Source organism: Nocardioides ginkgobilobae, assembly GCF_054781275.1.
The window spans coordinates 323,221-344,457 of record NZ_BAAGUS010000002.1; the positions used below are offsets into that span (position 1 = coordinate 323,221).

The window sequence follows — 21,237 nt, forward strand, 5'->3', positions numbered from 1 at the left end:
GGCAGCCTGCCTCCCCGTGCGCCTGCGTGCCTGCCTCTGGGTGGTGGTCGGCTGCAGGTGGGGTGCCAGACTGGAGCCATGAGCGAGACCCGTCTGGCCGACCAGGACCTCTCCGCCCTCGTCGACGAGTGGCTGGAGTGGGCGGAGGTCGCCGAGCGGCTCGGGGTCAGCGTGGGCAAGGTCCGCACGATGATCCGCGAGCACCAGCTCGCCGCCGCAGTCCCGTGGGAGCGCGCGGGGCAGCGGGTGCCTGCCCTGTTCATCGACGGCGCCGAGCCGGTCAAGGGCCTGCCCGGGCTGCTGACCCTGCTGCACGACTCCGGCTTCGACGACCGCGAGTGCATCGCCTGGATCTTCCTCGACGCCGACCTGCCCGGGCGTCCGATCGACGCGCTGCGCGAGAACCGCGGCTCGGAGGTCAAGCGTCGGGCCCAGGCCCTGGCCTTCTGAGGCGGCCACGGTGGTCTACCGCCTCTCCCCGGAGAACGTCCGGCCGCCGCGCGGTGGACCCTCCGGAGCCCTCGCGATGTTCCTGGTGCTGGCCTTCGCGGTCGGCATCTGGGCCTTCGCCGGTGGGGACCCGGGCTCGCGCACCGGTGGCTCGCCGGACGACGGCGAGACGACGATGACCGAAGCGCCACCCACGCAGGACCCCGAGAGCGGTCTGCCGTACGTCGCTCCCGCACTGCTGCCCGAGGCGGCGTTGGACGTCGTCGTGGCCCTCGACGACACCGAGGCGCCCGAGGGCTCGCCCTTCGACGACCCGGCCGGCCTGCTGCCGCCGCAGCCGGGCGCCTACTACACGCTCTACCCCGTGCCGCCCGCGACGGTGGCGGAGCCCGGGCCGGACCGGCTGGTCGTCGGCGGTGCCGGCGAGATCTACTGGAGCCGGGACGGCGGCGCGACCTTCGCGCGCGTCGGCCCCTGACGGCCCCCGCGCAGTCCCGGCGGCTAGACCGAGCGCTGCGTGGCCGCCTCGGCGAGGTCGCGCAGGGCCTGGACGCCCTCGGGCCGCAGGTCGGCTCCGTCGAGCACGGCCAGGGCGCGGTCGGTCAGGGCGGCGATGACCTCCTCGACCTGCTCCCGGGCACCGCAGCGCTCGATGATGCCGCGCAGGTCGTCGACCTCGGCCGGTGAGAGCGGGCGACCCAGCGCGGCGTCGAGCCGGGCGGCCTGGTCGTCGGGTGCGGCGTCGAGGGCGAGCGCGACCAGGACCGTGCGCTTGCCCTCCACCAGGTCGTCGCCGGCCGGCTTCCCGGTCACCGCCGGGTCGCCGAAGACGCCGAGGAGGTCGTCGCGCAGCTGGAAGGCCTCGCCGAGCGGCAGGCCGAAGGCGCGCAGGGCCGCGGTCGTGGCGGGGTCCGCCCCGGCCAGCGCCGCCCCGGTGTGCAGCGGCCGCTCGATGGAGTACTTGGCGGACTTGTAGCGCAGCACGGTCATCGCCGCGTCGACGTCGGCGCGGCCACGGGCCTGCACCGAGACGTCCAGGAACTGCCCCGCGATCACCTCGGTGCGCGTGTGGTCCAGCACGTCGAGGGCTGCGAGCACCCGCTCGGCGGGCAGGCCGCACGTGCGCAGCAGCTCGTCGGCCCAGGCCAGGAGCAGGTCGCCCAGCAGGACCGCCGCGGCGGCGCCGTACTGCTCGGGGTCGCCGCGCCAGCCCCGCCCGCCGTCGGCGGCCCGGTGCTCGGCCTCGAACGCCCGGTGGGTCGCGGGCCGGCCGCGACGGGTGTCGGAGGCGTCCATCAGGTCGTCGTGCACGAGGGCGCTGGCGTGCAGCAGCTCCAGGCTCGCGCACGCCCGGGCGAGGGCGTCCTCGTCGTCGGTCCGCGCGGGGGACACGGCCTGGTGGCCCCACCAGCAGAACGCGGCACGCAGCCGCTTGCCGCCCGAGACGCTGGCACGCGCCTCGGCCAGCAGCCGCGCGGCGTCGGGTCCCAGGGGCTCCAACCGCCCGGCCTGGGTGTCGAGGAAGTCGTCCAGCGCCCGCTGCACGCGGGTCCGGAAGGGCGTCGCGTCCCAGGTCACGTCCGCACCCTAGTCGGCACGCCCGCGCAGGAGCCGATGGGTGGACGGCGCCGGTCCGGTGGGGCCGTCCCCCGTACGCTCGACGTCATGAGCATCGGGCGTGGACGCTCCCTGCGGGAGGTCGTGGAGGCGGGGGAGAAGTCCTTCTCCTTCGAGTTCTTCCCGCCCAAGGACGAGGCCGGCGAGGCGCAGCTGTGGGACGCCGTGCGTGCCCTGGAGCCCTACCGCCCGACCTTCGTCTCGGTCACCTACGGCGCCGGCGGCTCCAGCCGCGGCACGACCGTGCGGGTCACGCGCCGGATCGCGCAGGAGACCTCGATGCTGCCGATGGCCCACCTCACGTGCGTCGGCCACACGCGCGCCGAGCTGGAGGCGGTGCTCGACGAGTACGCCGCCGCCGGGGTGCACCACGTGATGGCGCTGCGCGGCGACCCGGAGGGTGGCCCCCGTGCCGACTGGACCCCGACCGAGGGCGGGCTGACCTACGCCACCGAGCTGGTCGAGCTGGTGGCCGCACGGGGCGAGTTCCGGATCGGTGTCGCCGCCTTCCCCGAGCGCCACCCCGCCTCGCCGTCGCTGGACCACGACGCCGACGTGCTCGCGGCCAAGGCGCGCGCGGGTGCGGAGTTCGCCGTCACCCAGATGTTCTTCCGCGCCGAGGACTACGTCTCCCTGGTGGAGCGCGTCCGGGCGCGCGGCGTCGACCTGCCGATCCTCCCGGGCATCATGCCGATCCTGAACCTCGCCGCGATCCGCCGGCAGGGCGAGCTGATCGGCACCGACGTGCCCGAGGAGGTCGTCTCGCGGATCGCCGCCCACGAGGGCGACGCCGTCTCGATGCGCGCCGAGGGCATCGCCCTGGCCGCCGAGCTGTGCCAGGACCTGCTCGACGCCGGCGCGCCGGGTCTGCACTTCTACACGCTCAACCGTTCCAAGGCGACGCTGGAGATCTTCGAGAAGCTCGACGTCAGCCCCTGAGCCGCGGGAGCGCCGCCGGGAGCTCTCAGGCGGGGCCGATCCGCTCGGCCACCAGCGCGGCCGACAGCCCGACGAACGGCAGGCCCGACCCGGGGGTCGCGTGGGCGCCGACCGCGTGGAGGTGGAAGACCGGCGTGTCCGGGCCCAGCCGGGCGCGGACCGTGCCGCGACCCTGCCACAGCACGCCCAGCGGCGAGCCCGACCACGCCTCGACCTGCTGGCGGGGGGAGCGGTCGACCCGGTGCACCACGTGGTCGCGGAGGTCCAGACGTGCCCGTGCCAGCGCGCGCAGCACGTCCTCGGCGAGCCTGCCGCGCCCGTGCACCGTCCAGGCGTGCCGGCCCTCGGGCGCCGTGCCGCCGGTCCGCACGACCAGCATCGGGTCCCCGTGCAGCACCACCTCGTGCGGCAGCTGCGGCACCTCGCCCTCCAGACCGAGGTGGCAGGTGACCGGTGGGATGGCCGGCATCGTCCGCTCCACCAGCCGGGCCAGCGCCGGCAGGGCCCGCGGGTCGATCGCGCAGACCACCTCGTCGGCGTCGAGGTCACCGGCCGAGGTGCGCACCCCGACCGCACGCCCCTCACGGACCACCACGTCCAGGGCGCGGGTGCCCAGCAGCACCTCCACCTTGCGGGTGGTCAGGCGGGCGCCGAGGACCTCGCCCAGCCGGGCCATGCCCCCGGGGACGGTCCAGGCCCCGAAGCGCTGCTCCAGGAAGGCGACCAGGCCCATCCAGGCCGGCACGTTGCGCAGCTCGTGGCCGTCGGCGAGGAACGGGTAGGCCGCCACCTCGCGCTGCCGCTCGTCGCGGAACGTCCGCCGCAGCCGCTTGTGCAGCATCTCGCGGGAGTCCAGTCGCTGCCGGACCTGCGCGGGCAGTGCCGTGCGGTTCCAGGGGTGCTCGAAGTAGTGGTGGCGCAGCACCTCCCAGTCCTCGGTGAAGGAGTCGACGTGGTCGGTCCAACGCTGCCCGAGGCCGGGCTCGAGGGCGTCCCACGCCCGCAGCTGGCCGGCGCGTGCAGAGGGCAGCGACAGGGTGGTGTCGTCCTCGAAGCGGTGCTCGCGCAGCAGCTCCAGCGGCTCCAGCTCCAGCTCGCGCTCCAGCGGGCGACCGGTCTTGCGGAACAGGTCGCGCACGACCGCGGGCAGCAGGGTGTGGGTCGGCCCGGCGTCCCAGGTGAAACCCTCCTCGCTGATCGAGCCGAGCGCCCCGCCCAGGCTGGTCGCCCGCTCGACCAGCACCACCTGGTGCCCGGTCTTGGCCAGCCGTGCGGCCACGGCCATCCCGCCGAAGCCGCCACCCAGGACGACGACGCGGCTCACGCCGACGCCTCGGGTCCGACCTCGACCTCGCGGGCACCCGTGAGGGCCAGGAGCTCGGCGTACGTCGTGGAGAAGACCGCGGCCGGGTGGCCGGCCGCCGCCCAGACGACCTCGTGGTCGGCCAGGGCGCGGTCGAGGTAGGTCGGCACGGGGGAGGGGTGCGCGAGGGGGGACACACCGCCGATGACCTGGCCGGTGTGCTCGCGGACGAAGTGGGGCGAGGCACGGCGCAGCCGGGGCACGCCGATCCGCGCGGCGGTGGCGGCCGTGTCGACGCGGTGGGAGCCCGAGGTGAGGACCAGGACCGGGCCGTCGCCGGTGTCGAAGACCAGGCTGTTGGCGATCGCGCCCACCTCGCACCCCAGCGCCTCGGCGGCCAGCGCGGCCGTGTGCACGGCGTCGGGGAGCACCACGATCCGGCCCGTCCCGCCCAGCCGGCGGTGCTCGGCACGGAACCGCTCCACCCCGGGGTGGTCGGCTGCCGCCGCGGCCGCCGCGTCGGGGGGCTCGGGGGAGAGGGGCTCGGCAGGCATGGGTCAGACCCTAGGAGGAGGAACGGGCGGGACGGCAGGTGGTCCGCCGAGGTCGTAGAGTCGGGGCGTGAGCAGCGACGTGGACGCGAGGGTCGAGGACGCACCGACCGGGACGACGACCGCGCACCGGGTCTCCCTCTGGTTGCTCGGTGCGGTCCTGGCGCTCGGGCTGCTGACGGTCGCCCTGGTGGGCCTGCTGCGCGAGCAGATGGTGCTCAACTGGGCCGAGGGCCACCGGCAGGCGCGCGAGATCGTCGCCCAGCGTGGTCTGGACTACCTCATGGACGAGCGACCGATCGCGGTGCCGCAGTTCTTCGCCGTCTCCGCGGTGCTCTACCTCACCGTGGCCTCCCTCGTGGCGGTGCTCGCGATGTTCTACGCCAACGGCCACCACTGGGCCCGGGTCTGCCTGACCGTGCTGCTGGTCATGACCGTGATCGCGACCGGCTCGGGCCTGCGGGTCGATCCGCCGCTGACCTTCTCGGTGCTGAGCGTCCTGGGCATCGTGCTGGTGGTGGCGCTGCTCGTGGCCATGTGGCACCCGCGCACCACCGACCACCTGCGCGCCACCCGCGCCCGGGTCGACTCCGGCGCCGTCTGAGCCCGGACCTGGGCTGAGCGCACCGGCGAGCCCGGGGAGGCCTAGCCGGCGCGGTGCTGCAGCAGCCCCGGGCTGAGGGTGCCGACCGGGTGCGGCACCAGGCCGAGGGCCTGCTCGACCACCGCGAGGAAGCGGTCGGCGTCGCGGACCAGGTCGTCGGCCTCGCGCTCGGTGACGGCCCGTCGCGACCCCGCCTCGGCCGCGGCGCGCTTGGCCGCGCCGGCGGAGAAGAAGCCGGCCCACTCCGCCATCTCGGGGGCGACCTCGGCCAGCAGGACCCAGGCGTTCTTCTGCCGCTTCCCACGGGTCGGCTGGGGCCGGGCCCGTGCGGCCAGCAGCGCGGCGGCCGCACGCAGGGCTGCGACGTGGGCGCAGGCGTAGCGGGTGGGGACGTCGCGGGTGCCCATCGCCTCGGCCAGCGACTCCGCGGAGCGGGCGAGGTAGGAGTGGGTCGTCGCCGGCAGCACGTGCGGCGCGTAGGTCGGGTGCGTGGTCATCGGGGCTCCTCGGGTGGGATCGGGGTGGGGTGTGGTCGGCGGGTCTGGTCGTCGGGCCCGACCTGGGTGGTCCGGCCGGGGGCTCGGCCGGGGTGCTCAGTCGGTGCAGCCCACGAGCTGCCACCGGTCCTCGACGGGGTCGTGACACAGGTCGAAGGTGCCGGGACCGACGCCCCCGGCCGGGCCGCGGCCGGCCTCCACCCGCCACAGCCGCCGCTCGCCGAGCAGCTCCTCGAGGGTCGTGCCGCCCGGCTGCTGGCTCGGCTGTGGAGAGGGGTCCTCGGAGCCGAGGACGGCCCGGACCCCGCCGTGCTGCCACCACGCGCCGGTCTCCACCCAGTGCGCGAGCACCCCGCGCACCTTCCACAGCCGTCCGCGCCACAGGAACTGGACCGGACCCTCCTCGGGCCAGTCCGCGACCGGTCCGCGCCGCACCTCCACGGGCTCGTCGTAACGTCGCACCACGCACCTCCTCCGCACCTCGGGTCGAACAGTGGATCGAACACGTGTTCGACCACGGTGACGACGGTACTCCCGACCTCCGACAGTCCGTCAAGCACGTGACGGCCTCGTGGCGACCTCTTGACGACCGGCCGTGCCGAGGGGCTATGGTGACGCCTTCTTCGAACACGTGTTCGACGGATCGAGCCGGTGCTGGACCGGGGTCGGTCCGTGCCGACCGGGTGCGAGGAGTGCCGTGTCCGGGGTCGAGACCGATGCGAGAGGTGTGCCGTGCCCGACCCCTTTCCCCACCTCCACGTGGCCTCCGGCTACTCCCTGCGCCACGGCGCCTCCCTGCCGCCACGGCTGGTGGAGCGCGCCGTCGAGCACGGCATGGACGTCCTGGCCCTCACCGACCGCGACGGGGTCTACGGCGCGGTCAAGTTCGCCAAGGCCTGCCTGGCCGCGGGCATCGCCCCGGTCCTCGGGGTCGACCTCGCCCACCAGCCCGGGGGAGCGGGCCCGGGTCCCGGCGTCCTGGCCCCCTCGCCCCGACCTCGTACGCCGGTGCGCGGCGGTGCCTTCCGCGACCCGCGGCTGCCCCGCGTCACGGTCCTGGCGCACGCCGCCGGGCCCGGCGGTGGACGGGGCGGCTGGGCGGCGCTGTGCCGGCTGCTCTCGGCCACCCACCTGGCCGGTGAGCGCGGCACGCCGATGCTCGACCCCGACGACCCGGAGGTCGCGGGCCTGCTGGTCTCCGGCGACCTAGTGGTCCTGCTGGGCCCCGGCTCCCTGCTGGGCCCGGCGGTGGTGGAGCGGCGCGACGACCTGGTCCGGGCCGAGCTGGCCCGCTGGCGCGGCCGCGTGCCCCGGGGCTGCCTGCAGGTCGAGCTGGTCTCCCACCGCACGCCCGGCAGCGCGGCGCACGCCGCCCGCCTCGCCCAGATCGCCGCGGAGGTGGGCCTGCCCACGGTCCTGACCAACCAGGTGCGCTACGCCGAGCGCCGCGACGCCCTCACCGTCGACGTCCTCGACGCCGCCCGCCGGCTGGTCGCGCTCGACCGGCGCCACGTCGACCGCGCCAACGCCGAGGGGCACCTGAAGTCCGGTCCCGAGATGCGCCTGGTCGCCGAGGAGGTCGCCCGGGCCGCCGGCGGCGGCCCGGCCGAGGCGGCCCGGCTGCTGGCGCGCACCCGTGCCCTGGCCGAGCGCTGCGCCCTCGACCCGGCCTCCGACCTCGGCCTGGGGGAGGTGCACTTCCCGGAGTTCGAGCTCGCGCGAGGGCAGGGCGAGGCGTCCCGGGGCCCGGCCGCTGACGCGGACACGCTCCTGCGGGTCCGCTGCGAGGCAGCGATCGGCGGCCGCTACGGCAGCAGCGGGCTGCAGGTGGTGTGGAAGCGGCTCGACGACGAGCTCGCCACGATCCGCGAGCTCGGCTACGCGTCGTACTTCCTCACCGTCGGCGACGTCACCGACCTCATCCGCGACCTCGGGGTCCGGGTGGCCGCGCGCGGCTCGGGCGCGGGCAGCCTGGTCAACTACCTGCTGGGGATCTCCGGGGTCGACCCGATCCGCCACCAGCTGCTCATGGAGCGCTTCCTCTCCCCGCTGCGCCAGGCGCTGCCCGACATCGACGTCGACGTGGAGTCCGCGCGCCGCACCGAGGTCTACGAGGCGATCCTCGACCGCTACGGCGGCGAGCGCTGCGTGTGCGTCTCGATGATGGACACCTACCGCGTCCGACACGCCGTCCGCGACGTCGGTGCCGCCCTCGGGATGCCGCCGCTGGAGACCGACGCGATCGCCAAGGCCTTCCCGCACATCCGTGCCCGCGACGCCCGCACCGCCCTGCGCGAGCTGCCCGAGCTGCGCGCCGGCGGGCTCGGCGAGGAGCGGCTGGACCTGATGTTCTCCCTGGTCGAGCGGCTCGACGGGCTGCCGCGCCACGTCGCGGTCCACCCGTGCGGGGTGCTGCTCTCCGACGCCACGCTGCTGGACCGCACCCCGGTCGAGGCGTCCTACGCCGGCTTCCCGATGAGCCAGTTCGACAAGGACGACGTCGAGGACCTCGGCCTGCTCAAGCTCGACGTGCTGGGGATCCGGATGCAGTCCTCGATGGCGCACGCGGTGGCCGAGATCCGCCGGGTCGAGGGGGTGGAGGTCGACCTCGACGACGAGACGCAGGTCCCGCACGACGACCCGGCGACCTACGAGATGGTCTCGACCGCCCGCACCCTCGGGATCTTCCAGATCGAGTCCCCGGGCCAGCGCGAGCTGGTCGGCAAGTCCGGCATCGAGAGCTTCGAGGACGTCATCACCGACATCTCGCTCTTCCGCCCCGGGCCGGTCAAGAGCGACATGATCACCCCCTACCTCGAGGTCAAGCAGGGTTGGCGGCCCGCGCGCTACCTCCACGAGGACCTGCGCCCGATCCTCGGCCCGACCCACGGTGTCGTGGTCTTCCACGAGCAGGTCATCGAGATCATCGGCTGCTTCGCCGGTGTCACGTTCGCGCAGGCCGACGAGCGGCGCCGGGCGCTGGGCAGCCGCGAGGGCATGCTCGACACCAAGGTCTGGTTCTTCCCCCGTGCGCTGGGCCGCGGCTACCCGCTCCACGTCGTGGAGGAGGTGTGGTCGGTGCTGGAGGCCTTCGCCTCCTTCGGCTTCTGCAAGGCCCACGCCGCGGCCTTCGCGCTGCCGACCTTCCAGTCGGCCTGGCTCAAGGCGCACTGGCCGGCGCACTTCCTGGCCGGGGTGCTGACCCACGACCCGGGGATGTACCCCAAGCGGCTCATCCTCGAGGACGCCCGCCACTGCGGCATCGAGGTCCTGCCCCTCGACGTCGCCGCCAGCGGCAAGGAGTACTCCGTGGAGGTGGTCGAGGAGGGCGAGGGTCCCGGTCCGACCGCGCCGTGGTGGCGCGATCCCGACGGGGACCGGGGGTCCGGGGGCGGAGCCCCTGGTGGACGTGAGCGTGGGGACCGGGGGTCCGGGGGCGGAGCCCCTGGTGGGGGGTCCACGGGGGGCGGAGCCCCCCGTGTGTGGGGGATCAGGCTGGCGCTCTCGGAGGTCAAGGGCATCAGCGAGGCCGAGGTCGACCGGATCGTCGCGGCCCGGCCTTACCACTCCCTCACCGACTTCTGGCACCGCGCGCGGGTCTCGCGCCCCGTGGTGGAGCGGCTGGTGCTGGCCGGTGCGTTCGACTCGACCTACGGCCTGGGGGCCGCCCCCGACGGGGGAGAGGTACGCCGCCGCGGCACCGTCACCCGGCGCGACCTGCTGCTCCAGGTCGCCGAGCTCGACCGGCACGGCCGCGCCCTCGAGCGGGCCGCGGCCCGGGGCCGGGGCCGTCCGCGCTCGAGCGGGCGCACCCGGGCCCAGCAGGTCGCGCAGGCGGCTGCGGCCCGCAACAGCACCGACGCCGACGTGCGAGACCGGCAGCGGGAGGCCGAGCCGGTCGGCGAGCGCGACCTGCGCGGCGACCGGCGCCCCGACGACGTGGGGGCAGCCGGTCCGGCAGCCGGTCCGGTCGGGGGCCCCACGGGCATCTGGGGCCGCTCGCTGGCCCAGGCCCGCACCGCCCCGGTGCCCGAGCCGGTGGAGTCGGTGCAGCTGGCCCTCGACCTCGGCGACGCGCCGGGGGAGGGCGAGGTCTCCGGGCTGCCGGAGATGAGTGCCGAGGAGCGGATGCGCGCGGAGCTGGAGATCCTCGGCCTCGACGCCAGCCGGCACGTGGTCGACACCTACGGCCCGTTCCTCGACGCGCTCGGGGTGACCCGCAGCCGCGACCTGCTGGGGCAGCGCAGCAAGGCCGAGCTGCTGGTGGCCGGGGTCAAGGTCGCGACCCAGACCCCGCCGATCCGCTCGGGCAGGCGGGTCGTCTTCCTGACCCTCGACGACGGCACCGGCCCGGTCGACGCGACCTTCTTCGAGGACGCCCAGGGCCCGTACGCCGCCACGGTCTTCCACTCCTGGCTGCTGCTGGTGCGCGGGGAGCTGCGGCGCACCGGCCACCGGGGGGTCTCGCTGCGCGCCACCGGCTGCTGGGAGCTGCCGGTCCTGCACCGGACCTGGCGCGAGGAAGGGGTCGAGGCGGTGCGGGCGGCCATGGCGGTGGTGCCCGAGGGCTTCGGCGGGGTCGGTGTCGAGCTGGCCGGGCCGGGGGCGGCCGAGAGCCGCGCGAGCCGGCCGGTGATGGCGCGCCCGCAGACCTTCGGCGACGCCGAGGACGCCGGGCGCCCCACCGCGGGCGGCATGGGCCAGCGCCGGGTGCTGGTGCACTCCAGCGGGTTCAAGCAGTCGCCGTACTCCGACATCAAGCCGGCCGGCGACGACACCCGCGACGTCGCCCGCAAGCTGTGGCACCGCAGCCCCGGGAGCCCGGGGTGAGTCCCCGACGTCGTGCGCCGGCAGTGGCGAGCCACGCCCTAGGGTGGGTCCCATGTCTGGGGCCAGCAGCGAGCAGCGTCGCAACGTCCGCACCGCCGTGGTGTGGGACGACCTGCAGGAGATGCTCGGCGGTGACGGGGGGTCAGCCCCGCTCGACGTCCTCGACATCGGCGGCGGCACCGGTGTCTCCGCGGTCCGGGTCGCCGGCCTGGGCCACCGGGTCACCGTGGTCGACCCCAGCCCCGACGCCCTGGCCTCCCTCGGCCGGCGTGCCCGCGAGGAGGGCGTGGAGGTGGTCGCGCACCAGGGCGACCTGTCCGCGCTGCTCGCGCCGGAGGGGCCGGTCGCTCCCGGCAGTGCCGACCTGGTGCTGTGCCACGGGGTGCTGGAGCACGTCCCCGACCCCGCCGCCGCCCTCGGCACCCTGCGCGAGGTGCTGCGTCCTGGCGGCACCCTCTCGCTCCTGGTCGCCCAGCGGCACGCGGCGGTGCTGGCTCGGGCCATGGCCGGCCACTTCGGCCAGGCGCTCGCCCTGCTCGACCCCGGCTCGCCCGAGGCCGGCGGCGGCCGCGCCGGTCGACGCTTCACCCACGACGAGGTCGCCGCGCTGCTCGACGGCGCCGGTCTCGAGCTGCTCTCGGTGCACGGGGTGCGGGTCTTCGCCGACCTCGTCCCCGGCTCCCTGCTCGACCTCGAGCCCGGTGCCACCGCGGCCCTGCTCGAGCTCGAGACCGCCGTGGCGACCCGTCCGGAGTACCTCCCCCTCGCCACGCAGCTGCACCTGCTCGCCCGCGCCTGAGGACCGCCGAGGCGTCAGCTCCGCACCCTCGAGGCGTCAGTTCCGCATCCTCGAGACGTCACCTCCGCACCTGCGGGGTCGGCCCCTGCGGGGTCGGCGATGACCGACACCCCGATCCTGCACGTCGACATGGACGCCTTCTACGCCTCCGTCGCGACCCGGGACCGTCCCGACCTGCAGCAGGTCCCGGTCGTCGTCGGTGGTGGGCACCGGGGCGTGGTGCTCTCGGCCAACTACCTCGCACGCGAGCACGGGGTGCGCTCGGGGATGCCCTCGGCGCGCGCCCGTCGGCTGTGCCCGCAGGCGGTGACGATCAGTCCCGACCACGAGGTCTTCGGCACCGTCTCGGCCGCCGTCGTCGAGACCTTCCGCCGGGTGACCCCGCTGGTGGAGGTGGTCTCCCTGGACGAGGCCTTCCTCGACGTCCGGGGGTCCGTGCGCCGCTGGGGGCCGCCCGAGCAGATCGCGGAGGACCTCCGCGCGACGATCCACGACGAGCAGGGCATCACCTGCTCGGTCGGGGTCGCGGCCTCGGTCTCGGTGGCGAAGCTGGCCAGCCGCCGGGCCAAGCCCGACGGTGTGGTGGTGGTGCCACCGGAGCGGGTCACCACGTTCCTGCACCCCCTCGACGTGGGGGAGCTGTACGGCGTGGGGGAGAAGACCCGGGCGATGCTGCACCGCCTGGGCCTGGTCACCGTGGGCGACGTCGCCCACACCCCGTTGCGCACGCTGCAGCGCGCGGTCGGACAGGCACTGGGCCGGCACCTGCACGAGCTCGCCTGGGGGCTGGACCGGCGTGAGGTCGTCGCCCGCCGGGCGCCGGCCTTCGGGCTCGGCGGGGGCGACCCCGACAAGTCGATGGGCGCCCAGGAGACCTTCGGCCGCGACGTCGACGACCGCGAGGTGGTGCTGCGCGAGCTGCTCGCGCTGACCGCGAAGGTCGCCCACCGGATGCGGGTCGCCGGGGTCGCGGGGCGCACGGTGACGCTCACGGTCCGCTTCGCCGACTTCACCACCCTCACCCGGTCCCGCACCTGCCCGGAGGCCACCGACGTCACCCAGGAGATCTACCGCACCGCGGTGGGCCTCTACGACGCCCTGGGCCTGCAGCGGGCCCGGCTGCGGCTGGTCGGGGTCCGGGTGGAGGGACTGGTGCCGCGCAGCACCGTCCACCACCAGCAGGTGCTGGGGGAGCGGGAGCACGGCTGGCCCGAGGCCGACCGCGCCGTGGACCGGGCCACCCGACGCTTCGGCAGTGCCGCGGTGCGCCCGGCCAGCCTGCTCGGGTGAGGTGCCGGTCGGGACCTCTGGCCCAAATTCGACGCATCCCTACCGTGCACGCCGAGGCCTGCCTAGACTTGCCGCAGGCCTGTGGGGCCGTCACGGAGACGCGAGCAACCTGGAGGAACCGTGCCACTCTCGGAAGAGGAGCTGCGACTGCTCGAGCAGATGGAGCGCGCCCTCTCCGAGGAGGATCCCAAGTTCGTCTCCACCCTGCGAGGCACCTCGCTGCGCAAGGCCGCGCGGCGACGCGCCGTGCTCGCCGGGGTCGTCTTCGTCCTCGGCATCGTGCTCCTGATGACCGGTGCGGTCATCAACCTGTGGCCCGTCGGCCTCGCCGGCTTCGTGGTCATGCTCGGCTCCGCCACGCTCGGCCTCAACTCCCTGCGCGGCCAGGCCCAGGCCGCTCCCGCTCCCGCCGCCCCGGCCGGTCGTGCCGCCGGGTCGGGCTTCACCGTCATCGACGGCGGCCGCCGCGGTCGCGCCGGCAAGGCCAAGGGTCGCCCCCGCTCCAACGGCTCCTTCATGGAGCGCGTCGAGGAGCGGTGGCGCCGTCGCCGCGAGGAGAACGGCGGCTTCTGACGAGCGCCGGTGACCGGCGACGGAGGTCGCCGGCAATCGAGTGAGCCCGAGCGGGCGCGCGGCTGAGGGACGGAGCCGCGACCGCCTGTCGAGACCCAGGCCGTGCCGGGCCGGAATCAGCGGGCCTGGTCGACGAGCTCTCGCTCGACCGCGGGCGCCGCGTCCCCGCCGGCGACCCGTGTCGGACGCAGCAGCGTCCGCGGCGCCCACGCCGCCCTGCGTCGTACGCCGTCGGCGGCCGTGGCCCGCAGGCCGGCCAGCACCGCAACACCCAGCGGCTCCCAGTCACCGGCGGTCGCGGTGCCCCCGGCGCGGGAGTAGCGCGACCGCTCCAGCGCGACGACCAGGGCCTCCAGCGCCGCGACGGACTCCTGCGAGCCGGCCAGGTGCGGCTGCAGCCCGCTCGCGGTCTCCCGCGGCGAGCGGCCCTCGGGCCACGGCACCCCGAGGTCGAGGGCGCTGTCGCGCAGCTCGGCCCACACGTGCTCGGGGCCTCCGGCCAGCCGCTGACGACGCCGACGGTCCCGCCAGGCCCGGGGGCTGACGGCGAGCCCGACGAGCAGCAGGAGCGCGGCGGTCCAGGCCAGCACGGTGCCGACCCACGACGGCACGCCGCCGGTCTCGGTGGCGGACCCGGTCCCGGCCTCCGGGGTCTCGGTGGGCTCCGCGCTCGGCTCCTCGTCGGCCGGGCCGCCGGGGGCCGCGGTGTCGTCCTGGGGGCGTCCGCCGGGGGTGATCGGCTCCTCGACCGGACCGTCGACGCTCTGTCGGGTGTAGGTCGGCACGCCGCTGGCGCGGTCGGCAGGCGTGGGCTCGAAGCGCACCCAGCCGGCGCCGGCGATGAAGAGCTCGGGCCAGGCGTGCAGGTCGTAGGCGGAGTACTCGAAGACCCCGCGCTCGACCTCGTCGGGGACGAGGAAGCCGACCGCGACCCGCGCGGGGATGCCGAGCTGGCGCGCCATCACGGCCATGGCCGCGGCGAACTGCTCGCAGTAGCCGACCCGACCCCCCTCGTCGGTGGAGAGGAAGGAGACCAGGTCGTCGGTGCCGTTGCCGGGCGGCACCTGGTCCAAGGAGTAGGTGAAGTTCTCGCGGAACCAGTCCTGCAGCGCGACCGCCTTCTCGAAGCGGGTCGGGGCGGAGGCGGTCACGTCATTGGCCAGCTGCCGGATGATCGCCGGCATGTCCGGGGGCAGCTCGGTGAAGTCCGCGGAGACCTGGCCGGCGGAGGTGCCGGCGTCGGCCAGCTCCTGGGCGGAGAGGTCGAGCTGCACCCCGGTCATGGAGTAGCGCAGCCCGGAGGTGTCCAGGTCGTCGTCGGCGGCCAGGAAGTCCATCGTCTCGACGTCGTAGCGCCAGTCGCCGTCGGCGCGCACGGTGGTGACCGGCGCCATCGTCGGCAGCCAGGTGGAGCGGAAGTCCTCCAGCACCTCGACGTCGTAGTCGAAGGTGGTGCGCGGCACGTCGGGGTCGACCCCGGTGAGGTCGGGCACGCGTCCCTCGGGCCGGTTCTCGGTGGGGATCTCCCGGTCCCCGGAGCTCCACTCGTTGGCCGTGAAGCGCGAGAGCACCGAGATCCGCAGGTACGACGGGTCGGGGTCGTTGGTGCGCATCCGCAGCAGCGGGACGTCCTGGCCGCGGTTGAGGTCGCGGCGCAGGTCGACCATGGGGTTCTCGATCTCGATGCCGTCCCCGCCACCGGTGCCGCGGCCGATGTCGAGCAGCTGCACGTCCAGGGTCGGGATCGCCAGCGGCACCACCACGGCCAGCGCCGTCGCGGTCAGGCCGACCGTGGCCGCGCCCAGGCGCACACCGGCGCTCTGCAGCGCCGGGGCGCTCGCGGTGCGGTCCTCGCCGTCGAGGGCCCGGCCCCACCGGCCGACCGTGGCGGCCTCCTGTCGGAAGAGCAGGACGAGGAACCCCAGCGCCGAGAGCGCGAAGACCCACCACGTGAGCTCGGTGCCGACCAGGCCGACGGGCAGGCTGTAGATCGTCAGCAGGGGGATGCCCGCGAGCGGGGTGCGTCGCAGGCCGGCGGCGAGGAGGTCCACCAGGAGCAGGCACAGCAGACCGCCACCGATGAGCAGGGGGGCGACGTCGGCCTCCGACGTGGGGACCGGCGGGGCGAAGGCCTGGGCGCCCTCGACCGCGAGGTCGACCGCGGCCCGCAGGTCGGTCCAGGCGCCGCCGATGGGCACCGGCGAGCCGCTCACGGCGTAGCTGGCGACCATCCCGCCGAGCAGGGTCTGCAGCAGCAGGACCCCACCGGTGCCGATGCGTGCGGCGCGGCCGAGCCCGCCGACGCCGGCGACGACGACCGCCAGGACGACCAGCGGGACCAGGAAGGTGGCGGGCCGGTCGGTGAAGCCGCGCCAGGACAGCAGCGTCACCCACGTCGTGGCGGCCGCGAAGCCGGCGGTGGTGAGGGCGGCCCCCGGGCTCGGGGCGGGCCGGCTCATCGCCCGACCCCGGTGCCGACGCGGTTGCCGAGCTCCTGCCACGCCGGGTCCAGCGCGTCCTGGGGGCCGAGCGCCACCGCGCGCCAGCCCTGGGAGGCCAGCAGCGGCGCGGCCGAGCCTGTGGGGCGGCCGGTCCAGGCGTCGACGTCCAGGGCGATGGCCAGCGGCGTGGCGGTATGGGACTGCATCCGGCGCAGCACGGGGGCATCGGCCTCGCCGATCGCCCCGAGGACGGCGACCACGAGGCCGCCGTGCCCGGGCTCGGAGAGCCAGCGGGCGTCCAACCGGGCCGCGCTGGTGGGCTGCAGGACGGCGAGGGACTCCAGCAGGGGAGCGGTGTTGCGGTCGGCGTCGCGGTCGTGCCAGAGCGCGTGCTCGGCCGCGTCGGCGGTGACCAGGCGCACCTGGTAGCCGCGGTGGGCCAGGTGGGTGGCGACCGAGGCGGCGACGCTGACCGCCGTCTCGAGGGAGGAGGCCGGCCCCTGGCCGCGGTGGGCCTCGGCCCGGTTGTCGACCACGATCGTGGCCCGCGCCTGCCACGGTTGCTCCTCGCGCCGGACCATGAGCTCGCCCATGCGTGCCGAGGAGCGCCAGTGGACCCGGCGCAGGTCGTCGCCGCGGCGGTACTCGCGCACGGTCACGTCCTCCGCGCTGCCGGTGGCGAAGGAGCGGGGCCGCTGGTCGCCCGAGCCGTGCGAGGAGCCGGAGAGCCGCAGCGGTGAGAGCGGGACGGTCCGGGGGGTGACGGTCAGGAAGGTGGTGGTCTGGAAGGCGCGGCCGAGCTCGACCAGGCCGAACGGGTCGGTCACGCGCACCTGCATCGGCCCGATCTCGTGGCGACCGCGCAGGTCCGAGCGCACCTGGTAGGAGACCTGCCGGTGCCAGCCGCTGCGCACGCCCTCGAGCACGAACCGGGGGCGGCTGCCCAGGGCGTAGGGCACCCGGTCCTCCAGCAGCAGCACGCCGCTGGGGGTGCGGCCCTCGTTGGTCAGCGACAGCGTGACCCGGGCGGCCTGCCCGGCCGCGACCAGGCCCGGGGACACGGTGCGCACCAGCGCGAGCCGGTAGCGGCTGCGCCCCAGCAGCAGGGCGGTGACCAGGGGGAGGGCGAGGACCAGCACCCCGACGCGGGTCAGCGCCGGCTGGCCCAGCAGCACCGCACAGACCACCGCCGTCACCCCGGCCGCGACGAAGGCGCGTCCACGCACGGTCAGGCCGGCGAGTGCCTCGCGCACCTCAGTGGCTCCCGAGCGCCGGGACCACTAGGACCGCTGTCCCTCGGGCACGGCGACGCCGGCGAGGATCCGGCCGAGGACCTCCTCGGTGGTCCGGCCACCCATGGAGGCCTCCACGCTGGGCAGCAGCCGGTGGGCGAGCACCCGCTCGGCGAGGCCGGAGACGTCGTCGGGCAGCACGTAGTCACGACCCGACAGGGCGGCGTACGCCTTGGCGGCCCGCACGAGGTGGAGCGTGGCGCGCGGTGAGGCACCCAGGCTGAGCTCGGGGCTGCGCCGGGTGGCGGCGCTGATCGCGACCGCGTAGCGCTGCACCGGCTCGGAGACGTAGACATCGCCCACGATCGAGGTCAGCTTGCGCAGCTCGGCCGCGTCGGTCACCGGCTCCAGCTCGTCGAGCGGGGTGTGCGAGGTGTGGCTCTGCAGCATCGCGAGCTCGGCCGCCTCGACGGGGTAGCCGATCGAGACCCGGGCCATGAAGCGGTCCCGCTGCGCCTCGGGCAGGGCATAGGTGCCCTCCATCTCGATCGGGTTCTGCGTCGCGATGACCATGAAGGGGGAATCCAGCTGGTAGGTCGCGTTGTCGACGGTGACCTGCCGCTCCTCCATGCACTCCAGGAGCGCCGACTGGGTCTTGGGCGAGGCGCGGTTGATCTCGTCGCCCACCACGATGTTGGCGAAGACCCCGCCGGGTCGGAACTCGAAGCTGCGGGTGTCCTGGTTGAACACCGACACCCCGGTCACGTCCGAGGGCAGCAGGTCCGGCGTGAACTGGATGCGACGTACCGAGCAGTCGATGCTGCGGGCCAGTGCCTTGGACAGCATCGTCTTGCCCACGCCGGGCACGTCCTCGATCAGCAGGTGGCCCTCGGCCAGGAGCACGACGAGGGTCGCGGACACGACCTCCGGCTTGCCCTCGATGACCTTCTCGATGTTGGCCCGGACCCGGTCGGCGACGCGGGCGAGCGTCTCCAGGTCGGCACCGTCGGTGCTGGGTGCTGCCACGGCTGGGTCCTCCCGATGGGTCGTCGCGCCTCGCTCCACCGTAGGCGGTTGCGGCAAGGGCAACGTAGCGGCCGCGGTGCGCAGGGCTGTGACGCGCGGGGTCACGGGTTGGTTGCGATCCGGCGCCGGGGGTTCGTGTGCGAGGGGCTCGGGACCGGCGTCGGCGGCCGCGGCCCTGTCGTCGCTGGGGGAGCGGGACGGAAGAGGGGAGCGGGATGGCGGCGGGGGGAGCGACGTGGGGCAAAAGGGGGTGGAAGGTGGTTGACGGTGGAGCAATGTGGAGTAGGGTGGGGGAAAGTGGAGGAGCCAGGAGGTTCCTGACCGTCAGCGGAGGTGCCCCGTGTTCTTCATGGGCACGTACACGCCGAAGCTCGACGAGAAGGGCCGCCTCTTCCTCCCCGCCAAGTTCAGGGACGCGCTTGCGGAGGGCCTCGTGATCACCCAGGGACAGGACAACTGCCTCACGGTGTGGCCCGAGCAGACGTTCATGGCCGAGGCGGCGCGCGCCCAGGCGACGCCCATGACCAACAAGGACGCCCGCGACTACCGCCGTGTGCTCTTCGCGGGGGCCGAGCAGGGCACGCCGGACAAGCAGGGACGCATCGGCATCCCGACCTTCCTGCGCGCCAGCGCCGGTCTCGAGCGCGACGTCGTCGTGGTCGGGGTCGGGGACCGCGTGGAGATCTGGGCGCCGCAGCGCTGGGAGGAGTACTCCTCCGGGGCGCAGGCCAAGTTCGCCGAGCTCGACGAGTCGAGTGGCGAGTAGTCCCCACCGGCGCTCCACCCACGCTCCACCAGCAGGACCAGCAGGACCCCCGAGCCGCACGGCACGGACGCACCAACTGAACAACGGGACACCGCAGGGCCTGGTCTCGGCCCGCTCCACCCTTCCTTCTGCGACACCTTCCCCGGCCGCAGACGGACCGTCTCTGGGACACCTTCCCCGGCCCCAGATCACGAGCACACGGAGCGGGCAGGGACCAGGCCCGGCGGGATCCCGCAGCAGAGCAGCACCGCAGAGCAGCACCGCAACCGCCACAGCAGCAACCACACGAACGGGTCGAGACCATGAGCAGCACGCACGCGCCCACGCCGGCGCCGGCCGCCGAGAGGCGGGTCCGTCACCAGGCCCGCGACGCGGCGACGCTCATGGTCTTCTCGCTCGCGACGTCCGTGGGGGCTGCCACCGCGCTGGCGCTGCTCTCGAGCCTGGGCCGCTGACGTGCCGGCCCCCCTGCACGTCCCGGTGCTGCTCGACCGGGTCGTGGCACTGCTGGCACCCGCGCTGGAGCGCGACGAGGACCGCACGGCCGGTCGTGAGCGGGTGCTCGTCGACTGCACCCTCGGCCTCGGCGGCCACTCCGAGGCGGTCCTGGTCCGCCTCCCGCACAGCCGGGTCGTGGGCATCGACCGCGACCCCCAGGCCCTCGCCCTCGCCGGCGAGCGGTTGGCCCCCTTCGGCGACCGCTTCACCGGCGTGCACGCGGTGTACGACGAGATCCCCGACGTCCTCGGGGAGCTCGGCCTGCCCGAGGTGGACGCGGTCCTCTTCGACCTCGGCGTCTCCTCCATGCAGCTGGACCGCCGTGAGCGCGGCTTCGCGTACGCCGAGGACGCACCGCTCGACATGCGGATGGACGGCTCGACCGGCCCCACCGCCGCGGACGTGCTGAACACCTACTCGGTGGGCGAGCTGACGCGGGTGCTGCGCGACTACGGCGAGGAGAAGTTCGCCCGCAAGATCGCCCAGGCCGTCGTACGCCGCCGCGAGAGCGAGCCGTTCACCACCTCGGGCCCGCTCGTCGAGCTGTTGTACGCCGAGATCCCGGCCCCCGCCCGTCGTACCGGCGGTCACCCGGCCAAGCGCACCTTCCAGGCGCTGCGCATGGAGGTCAACGACGAGCTCACGGTGCTGCGCCGCGCCCTCCCGACGGCCATCGACGCGATCGGGGTCGGCGGCCGGGTCGTCGTGGAGTCCTACCACTCCCTCGAGGACCGGCTGGTCAAGCAGGCCTTCACCGCCGCCACGCGCTCCGAGGTGCCGCCCGACCTGCCGTTCGTGCCCGAGGGGAGCGAGCCGGCCCTGCGCCTGGTCACCCGCGGCAGCGAGCAGGCCGACGCGGCCGAGATCGCCGAGAACCCGCGCGCGGCCTCGGTCCGGCTCCGGGCGGTCGAGCGGGTCCGCCCGGCCGAGCGGCCCACCGGGCGCCCGACGTCGAGGTCCGGCAGCAAGCCCGGCAAGAACACCGGCAAGAACACCAGCACGTCCACCAGCAGGTCCACGAACAGGGGAGTCGCCTGATGCCCAGCCCCGCCACCCTGCGCCAGCGCGCTCCCCGTCTCGCGGGAGCCGCCGTCGAGCGGGCCCGCCTCACCGTGGTGCCCCGGGCCGAGACCCGCGCCGCCCGCCTGCCCTTCGTCTCCCTCGTCACCGTGCTGCTGCTCGGCGGCGTGGTGGGGCTGCTGCTCTTCAACACCTCGATGCAGCAGTCGGCCTTCACCGCCACCTCGCTGGAGCAGCGGGCCGCGGTGCTCTCGGCGCGCCAGGAGTCGCTCGGCATGAAGCTCGAGCAGCTGCGCGACCCCCAGGAGGTCGCCCGTCGCGCGCAGCAGCTCGGCATGCGCGTCCCGGCCGCTCCGCTGTTCCTCGACCTCTCCGACGGCTCGGTCGCCGGCGACCCCGCCGGTGCCCAGGTCCTCGCCCCCGTCCTGCTGGAGGCGAAGGCTCCGCCGCTCCCGGCGGAGCTCGCCCCCGCGACGCAGGTGGTCCGGCCGCCCGAGGGCACGCTCAGCGGTGACCGGGGCAACGGCGACGGCAACGGCAACGGCAACGGTCGGGCCGACGAGCGGGCCGGCGACCGGGCCGGCGACCGTGCCGGCGACCGTGGCAACGGCGAGGGCCGGGGTGATGGGCGTGGCGACGCGGCCAGGTCCGACCGCGGCGGTAGGAATGGGGAGGCGTCCTCGGACCGCGACCGCGGTGGCGACCGGGAGCGCCGCGACGACCGCGGGCGCTCGGGCCGCGACCGCTGACCCACCCACCTGGACCACCGCCGACCCACAGTGACCACCGGCACCACCACCG

Annotated in this window: 20 protein-coding genes; 12 read left to right on the forward strand and 8 right to left on the reverse strand. The window is 75.1% G+C overall.

Annotated elements, in window-relative coordinates; genetic code table 11:
- Positions 1 to 78: 78 nt before the first annotated feature.
- Together ACYVID_RS03860 and ACYVID_RS03865 are read left to right on the forward strand one after the other, a co-directional pair.
- Positions 79 to 450, forward strand: coding sequence for an Rv2175c family DNA-binding protein (locus ACYVID_RS03860; protein ID WP_460734576.1), 372 nt, complete (start codon positions 79 to 81; stop codon positions 448 to 450).
- Positions 451 to 460: 10 nt separating this feature from the next.
- On the forward strand, positions 461 to 928 hold the full coding sequence (locus tag ACYVID_RS03865; RefSeq protein ID WP_460734578.1) for a hypothetical protein: 468 nt from the start codon (positions 461 to 463) through the stop codon (positions 926 to 928).
- Positions 929 to 951: 23 nt separating this feature from the next.
- On the opposite strand, the gene ACYVID_RS03870 is transcribed toward ACYVID_RS03865, so the two are convergent.
- Complete coding sequence (locus ACYVID_RS03870; protein WP_460734580.1) at positions 952 to 2,028, reverse strand: polyprenyl synthetase family protein; 1,077 nt, start codon at positions 2,026 to 2,028, stop codon at positions 952 to 954.
- Between the two features lie 87 nt (positions 2,029 to 2,115).
- Here ACYVID_RS03870 and metF point away from each other — a divergent pair, with 87 nt between their 5' ends.
- Positions 2,116 to 3,006, forward strand: a complete 891-nt coding sequence (gene metF / locus ACYVID_RS03875) for a methylenetetrahydrofolate reductase [NAD(P)H] (RefSeq protein ID WP_460734582.1) — start codon at positions 2,116 to 2,118, stop codon at positions 3,004 to 3,006.
- Between the two features lie 25 nt (positions 3,007 to 3,031).
- Here the strand turns inward: metF and ACYVID_RS03880 are convergent, their stop codons facing one another.
- Together ACYVID_RS03880 and ACYVID_RS03885 are read right to left on the reverse strand one after the other, a co-directional pair.
- Positions 3,032 to 4,330 (reverse strand): phytoene desaturase family protein, encoded by a 1,299-nt coding sequence (locus ACYVID_RS03880; protein WP_460734584.1) that lies wholly within the window; start codon positions 4,328 to 4,330, stop codon positions 3,032 to 3,034.
- A complete protein-coding gene (locus ACYVID_RS03885; RefSeq protein WP_460734586.1) occupies positions 4,327 to 4,863 on the reverse strand; it encodes a YbaK/EbsC family protein in 537 nt (178 codons plus the stop codon). Before ACYVID_RS03885 ends, ACYVID_RS03880 begins: the two co-directional genes overlap by 4 nt.
- A gap of 67 nt (positions 4,864 to 4,930) precedes the next feature.
- On the opposite strand from ACYVID_RS03885, the gene ACYVID_RS03890 reads away from it, so the two are divergent.
- Positions 4,931 to 5,464, forward strand: coding sequence for a hypothetical protein (locus tag ACYVID_RS03890; RefSeq protein ID WP_460734588.1), 534 nt, complete (start codon positions 4,931 to 4,933; stop codon positions 5,462 to 5,464).
- Between the two features lie 41 nt (positions 5,465 to 5,505).
- Here the strand turns inward: ACYVID_RS03890 and ACYVID_RS03895 are convergent, their stop codons facing one another.
- On the reverse strand, positions 5,506 to 5,961 hold the full coding sequence (locus tag ACYVID_RS03895; protein ID WP_460734590.1) for an SAV_6107 family HEPN domain-containing protein: 456 nt from the start codon (positions 5,959 to 5,961) through the stop codon (positions 5,506 to 5,508).
- Between the two features lie 96 nt (positions 5,962 to 6,057).
- Positions 6,058 to 6,426 (reverse strand): DUF6504 family protein, encoded by a 369-nt coding sequence (locus ACYVID_RS03900; protein WP_460734592.1) that lies wholly within the window; start codon positions 6,424 to 6,426, stop codon positions 6,058 to 6,060.
- A 267-nt stretch (positions 6,427 to 6,693) separates the two neighbouring features.
- On the opposite strand from ACYVID_RS03900, the gene ACYVID_RS03905 reads away from it, so the two are divergent.
- The 4 genes from ACYVID_RS03905 to ACYVID_RS03920 all read left to right on the forward strand — a co-directional run bounded on the left by ACYVID_RS03905 (position 6,694) and on the right by ACYVID_RS03920 (position 13,453).
- Positions 6,694 to 10,791, forward strand: a complete 4,098-nt coding sequence (locus ACYVID_RS03905) for a DNA polymerase III subunit alpha (protein ID WP_460734594.1) — start codon at positions 6,694 to 6,696, stop codon at positions 10,789 to 10,791.
- 52 nt (positions 10,792 to 10,843) lie between these two features.
- The gene (locus ACYVID_RS03910) at positions 10,844 to 11,590 is read left to right on the forward strand and encodes a methyltransferase domain-containing protein (RefSeq protein WP_460734596.1); all 747 of its coding nucleotides are present in this window, start codon (positions 10,844 to 10,846) and stop codon (positions 11,588 to 11,590) included.
- A 99-nt stretch (positions 11,591 to 11,689) separates the two neighbouring features.
- Positions 11,690 to 12,880 (forward strand): DNA polymerase IV, encoded by a 1,191-nt coding sequence (gene dinB, locus ACYVID_RS03915; RefSeq protein ID WP_460734598.1) that lies wholly within the window; start codon positions 11,690 to 11,692, stop codon positions 12,878 to 12,880.
- A gap of 120 nt (positions 12,881 to 13,000) precedes the next feature.
- On the forward strand, positions 13,001 to 13,453 hold the full coding sequence (locus ACYVID_RS03920) for a DUF3040 domain-containing protein (protein ID WP_460734600.1): 453 nt from the start codon (positions 13,001 to 13,003) through the stop codon (positions 13,451 to 13,453).
- A gap of 116 nt (positions 13,454 to 13,569) precedes the next feature.
- On the opposite strand, the gene ACYVID_RS03925 is transcribed toward ACYVID_RS03920, so the two are convergent.
- Genes ACYVID_RS03925 through ACYVID_RS03935 form a run of 3 tightly spaced genes read right to left on the reverse strand, consistent with a single transcriptional unit; the run spans position 13,570 to position 18,152 of the window.
- The gene (locus tag ACYVID_RS03925; protein ID WP_460734602.1) at positions 13,570 to 15,912 is read right to left on the reverse strand and encodes a transglutaminase family protein; all 2,343 of its coding nucleotides are present in this window, start codon (positions 15,910 to 15,912) and stop codon (positions 13,570 to 13,572) included.
- Positions 15,909 to 17,147 carry a DUF58 domain-containing protein gene (locus ACYVID_RS03930; protein ID WP_460734604.1) on the reverse strand — a complete coding sequence of 413 codons (1,239 nt, stop codon included), beginning with the start codon at positions 17,145 to 17,147 and terminating at the stop codon, positions 15,909 to 15,911. Before ACYVID_RS03930 ends, ACYVID_RS03925 begins: the two co-directional genes overlap by 4 nt.
- A 27-nt stretch (positions 17,148 to 17,174) precedes the next feature.
- Positions 17,175 to 18,152 (reverse strand): AAA family ATPase, encoded by a 978-nt coding sequence (locus ACYVID_RS03935; protein WP_460734606.1) that lies wholly within the window; start codon positions 18,150 to 18,152, stop codon positions 17,175 to 17,177.
- Positions 18,153 to 18,501: 349 nt separating this feature from the next.
- Here ACYVID_RS03935 and mraZ point away from each other — a divergent pair, with 349 nt between their 5' ends.
- From mraZ to ACYVID_RS03955, 4 genes are all read left to right on the forward strand, one after another.
- Positions 18,502 to 18,918, forward strand: a complete 417-nt coding sequence (mraZ, locus tag ACYVID_RS03940) for a division/cell wall cluster transcriptional repressor MraZ (protein ID WP_300642396.1) — start codon at positions 18,502 to 18,504, stop codon at positions 18,916 to 18,918.
- Between the two features lie 302 nt (positions 18,919 to 19,220).
- Positions 19,221 to 19,373 (forward strand): hypothetical protein, encoded by a 153-nt coding sequence (locus tag ACYVID_RS03945; protein ID WP_300642399.1) that lies wholly within the window; start codon positions 19,221 to 19,223, stop codon positions 19,371 to 19,373.
- Position 19,374: 1 nt separating this feature from the next.
- Positions 19,375 to 20,454, forward strand: coding sequence for a 16S rRNA (cytosine(1402)-N(4))-methyltransferase RsmH (gene rsmH, locus ACYVID_RS03950; RefSeq protein WP_460734609.1), 1,080 nt, complete (start codon positions 19,375 to 19,377; stop codon positions 20,452 to 20,454).
- Complete coding sequence (locus tag ACYVID_RS03955) at positions 20,454 to 21,185, forward strand: hypothetical protein (RefSeq protein ID WP_460734611.1); 732 nt, start codon at positions 20,454 to 20,456, stop codon at positions 21,183 to 21,185. The genes rsmH and ACYVID_RS03955 overlap by 1 nt, the downstream gene beginning before the upstream one ends.
- The last annotated feature ends 52 nt before the right edge of the window (positions 21,186 to 21,237 follow it).

What these genes read in the sequence shown, in the direction of transcription:
- ACYVID_RS03925 (WP_460734602.1), bottom strand. Translation starts at nt 15,912, where the DNA reads ATGAGCCGGCCCGCCCCGAGCCCGGGGGCCGCCCTCACCACCGCCGGC.
- mraZ (WP_300642396.1), top strand. Translation starts at nt 18,502, where the DNA reads ATGGGCACGTACACGCCGAAGCTCGACGAGAAGGGCCGCCTCTTCCTC.
- ACYVID_RS03860 (WP_460734576.1), top strand. Translation starts at nt 79, where the DNA reads ATGAGCGAGACCCGTCTGGCCGACCAGGACCTCTCCGCCCTCGTCGAC.
- ACYVID_RS03910 (WP_460734596.1), top strand. Translation starts at nt 10,844, where the DNA reads ATGTCTGGGGCCAGCAGCGAGCAGCGTCGCAACGTCCGCACCGCCGTG.
- ACYVID_RS03945 (WP_300642399.1), top strand. Translation starts at nt 19,221, where the DNA reads ATGAGCAGCACGCACGCGCCCACGCCGGCGCCGGCCGCCGAGAGGCGG.
- metF (WP_460734582.1), top strand. Translation starts at nt 2,116, where the DNA reads ATGAGCATCGGGCGTGGACGCTCCCTGCGGGAGGTCGTGGAGGCGGGG.
- ACYVID_RS03885 (WP_460734586.1), bottom strand. Translation starts at nt 4,863, where the DNA reads ATGCCTGCCGAGCCCCTCTCCCCCGAGCCCCCCGACGCGGCGGCCGCG.
- ACYVID_RS03955 (WP_460734611.1), top strand. Translation starts at nt 20,454, where the DNA reads ATGCCCAGCCCCGCCACCCTGCGCCAGCGCGCTCCCCGTCTCGCGGGA.
- ACYVID_RS03895 (WP_460734590.1), bottom strand. Translation starts at nt 5,961, where the DNA reads ATGACCACGCACCCGACCTACGCGCCGCACGTGCTGCCGGCGACGACC.
- dinB (WP_460734598.1), top strand. Translation starts at nt 11,690, where the DNA reads ATGACCGACACCCCGATCCTGCACGTCGACATGGACGCCTTCTACGCC.